The organism is Streptococcus caprae, assembly GCF_042649745.1.
In the GTDB taxonomy this organism is placed as follows: domain Bacteria; phylum Bacillota; class Bacilli; order Lactobacillales; family Streptococcaceae; genus Streptococcus; species Streptococcus caprae.
Genome location: NZ_JBHRZV010000013.1, coordinates 1 through 3,397, shown reverse-complemented (window position 1 = coordinate 3,397; position 3,397 = coordinate 1). Strand labels below are relative to the sequence as shown.

The window sequence follows — 3,397 nt, the reverse complement described above, 5'->3', positions numbered from 1 at the left end:
CAACACCCAGTTAGCGTTAGCTAAGGAGGTGAGACTTTATGCTACACTACTTCATCGAACTTGTTTTGCTACCGTTGCTCGTCAGCGTAGTTGCAGAACTTATTGCGGAATGGCTAATCCGCAAGTGGCAAGACAAATGCGACAAATAATCTAGCCTGAGTGCCTTGAGCAAGCACAAAAAAACACCCTTGGCGGCAACCTTGGGTGTTTTCTTTATGCTTACTTCATCGAACTTTTAAGCACCTTTAGTTTAACATACAAGGTTGATTTTGTCACGTTGAAAGAAATAACACCTTGGTTTTTACTGATAGGATTTCGGGGGCGGTCCACTTCGTGCCCCCGAGGAGGGTCTTGTCAATGACATCTATGTCCTGTCCTTCAGCAGCGTTTTGTGCTAATTCGTGTGTAGAGAAGAAAAAAGGGGCTTTTAGCCCCCTTAGACCGTCCAGCGGTCTAATTCCCCCACTAATGTGCCTACGGCACGAGAGGGACGTTCTGAGAGCCTTCAGCGAGCTTTTCAGCTACGTTGCGAGGATAAACTCGATATTTACCCTTTTCGTCTTTTTTGCGATATCCAAAGTAAAGAGCGGTCATTTTACTAGTGTATAGCTGTATATGAGTTTGAGAATGACTTTTTAAAGCTACTTGAAATGACGTATCTTGAAGTTCATCAAGTGAATACAAAACTGGTTCAAAACCATTATTTATCACTGAATTACTTAACGGAATAGTCAAAAAACTACCATCGGGAATTAGTAATATCATTGTTGTTTCTTAAGAGGTTCAAGACCTGTTGCCCAAAGTGACAAACCAAGTTGTCCGTTTTGGACGTAAACTGTTGATTTTTCAGTATCAAACGACATACGATAGTCTGCCATCATTTCTGCCACTGGTTGTTTTTCAAATTTTGCAGTAAACGTAAAACCAGTCAAATCACCAGTCAAAACAAGAAAATCAGCTTTAACGCCATTTGTTCCAACTCGACGATTATTTTCGTAAACTGCACTATCGACAAATTCACTAATACATTTTACTGTTGCTAAATCTTCAAAGCGAGGTGCTACTGCTTGTGATGCTCTAATTGCCATTATTATTTCCTATCCTTGCCTTCTAGCAAGTCTTTCTTAAAAATTGACAGAGACGACTATCAATGCAGACACCTTTCTTCTGAGAAGTCCAACCTTGACAAGGCTCTAAAGTCTCGGTTAAACTAAGAGTGCAAATCATTTCAAAAGCGGTATCTTTCTCAAAGCAAAGTGCCGTCTTTTTTCTGTCTGAGGTCATTATATCACGAAAAATAGTTCAAAAAAAGTCGGTCAATTTTCGCCTAAACCCTTGATATAACTAAATTTGTTGACAATTTGAAGAGGTCATAATATGAGTGTTATACAAACCAGCATTGGTTCGTGTCAACACTTGTTTTGACTAAAAATTGCTAAGGGGATTTTACCACTTGCAGAGGTCTAGGCAGAGTGCCAAATCGGAGCTGTTGGGTTGCTGTCTCCTTTTCCTCGTCACTCTTGCCACTTCGGTTGTCTTGCCTTGTTTGTATACAAACTTCGCCTGCGACTGCCCTGCGTTAGCAAGCCAGAGGACGTTCATCGTCAAATCCGACACCTTTCCAAAGCGATCCGATTATGGCTACTTCTGCCACTCGACCTCAAGCAAGTTAAAATCACTCCTAAGCACTTCTAAGTCCCTCCAAAAGTGAGACACCAACCAACGCTGAGACAGCACAATTACTCATTTTCTCGACCACTCCAAAAGGTCAATCAATAGACAGTCATAATAAAGCTGTTAAGCTGAAAATAAGCCGATTTTTTCAAGTCTATTTTTGGCAATAAAAAAAGACCCCAGGGCTGAAAAAAGTCCAGGTCTTTTTGCTTTTCTAAAATGCTACTGCTTGATGAAATAATTACCACGTGAGTAGTTCCAGTAAGCCACGATAACTTCTGCGGTGCTTGTCTCAGTTTTTTCGTCTGAAGTATTAACTAAATCACCATTTTCGATGTCGTCCAGTTGCATTTCTTTGCGAATGTCTTTCAGAAGACCACCAAAGCCAAGTTGCCGTTTTTTATAAAGCCCTTCAAGCAGTTCACCAGTGATTTGAGTGAGTTTTTCCTCACTACGTTTGATTTTCTTACCTTTTTTGTCATACTCAACTTCAAAAGGCTTAACAGGGTATTTTGCCGTTTCAAGGACTGCCTTCATAATGCCGTCTTCAGAAAAGTCATTTTTCAAGTCATCACGTGCAACTTTTTCTTTAACCGCCTTGATATGAACAATCGGAGTATAGTTCAATTTGGCAGACTGTTCCCACATTTCCGTCCAATCAGATTGACTTAAGTAATTATCACGTGCAAAATAAGTCGGTGTGACCATCAGCAAAACGTGAATATGCGGATGGTAGAGACCTGTCTCATCATTGTACGTCACTTCCATTGCTCGAATAAAGCCAATCATATTTTTCTTGACTGTTTTTCGTCTAAACAATCTATCAAACGATTTATTTAGTTCTTTAATTGCTTCAGAAAGTGCTTTTGCAGGTACATTTTTGATAGTCAACGTCAAAAATAGAAAACGTGCTTTAGGTCTTCTCTTCAGAGCTTCTTCTAAAATTGTTTTCGCCTGCCACGAATATTTCATTGACCGTCTCCAGTTGCACATCGGACAAAGTTTGTTGCCACAAAAATAGGCTTGATACAATTTCATTCCCTTGATTGGGTCTTGAACAAATTTCAAGACATCTGCACAAGTCTCTACTCGCTCTACCTTTTTAGCATCATAGCCTAATTTTTCCATGCGTTTCGCATGACGAAGATTGGCTTGCTTACGCTCTTTCCATTTGCGGTCTTTGCCAGTTTTAGTGACATCGTGAAGAATTTCAAATTCTTCGTTGGTTTGTGCAATATATTTATTACGTTGTTCTTGACTAGTAACCATTCCATCTGCTATAATCAAGAGGAATTAAATTTTAAAATTTAAAACACGAACACAAAAATTCCTCGAGATTTTCCCTTTCTAGTTAGTTTGAATTCGACACTTAAACTTTACCATGAATGCGAAAAAAACTCAAGGTTTTTTTGTTTTTTCTTTCGACAATGAAAATAATGTTTTCATAGCGTGGTTGATACTGTTTAAGAGAATTTTCCCCGTGAGAGTTATGCAGTATAGTATCAAGATAAGAAAAACTCGCTCCGCTCGTTTTGAAAAATGACCTCTCCGAGGTCATTTTTTCGTCCTAACTTCCAGTTAGGCGTTCTGACCTGCGGTGATTGTGATATAATCATATAGTCGCAACACCCAGTTAGCGTTAGCTAAGGAGGTGAGACTTTATGCTACACTACTTCATCGAACTTGTTTTGCTACCGTTGCTCGTCAGCGTAGTTGCAGAACT

The 3,397-nt window shown here is 39.5% G+C and carries 3 protein-coding genes; all 3 read right to left on the bottom strand.

Annotation, left to right across the window (positions count from 1 at the left end):
- Positions 1–474: 474 nt before the first annotated feature.
- The gene (locus ACFORF_RS02310; RefSeq protein WP_380425055.1) at positions 475–765 is read right to left on the bottom strand and encodes a hypothetical protein; all 291 of its coding nucleotides are present in this window, start codon (positions 763–765) and stop codon (positions 475–477) included.
- The gene (locus ACFORF_RS02305; RefSeq protein ID WP_380425052.1) at positions 762–1,088 is read right to left on the bottom strand and encodes a hypothetical protein; all 327 of its coding nucleotides are present in this window, start codon (positions 1,086–1,088) and stop codon (positions 762–764) included. The genes ACFORF_RS02310 and ACFORF_RS02305 overlap by 4 nt, the downstream gene beginning before the upstream one ends.
- A gap of 808 nt (positions 1,089–1,896) precedes the next feature.
- Entirely contained in the window at positions 1,897–2,943 is a 1,047-nt protein-coding gene (locus ACFORF_RS02300) for a protein rep (RefSeq protein WP_380425050.1), read from the bottom strand.
- Between the last annotated feature and the right edge of the window lie 454 nt (positions 2,944–3,397).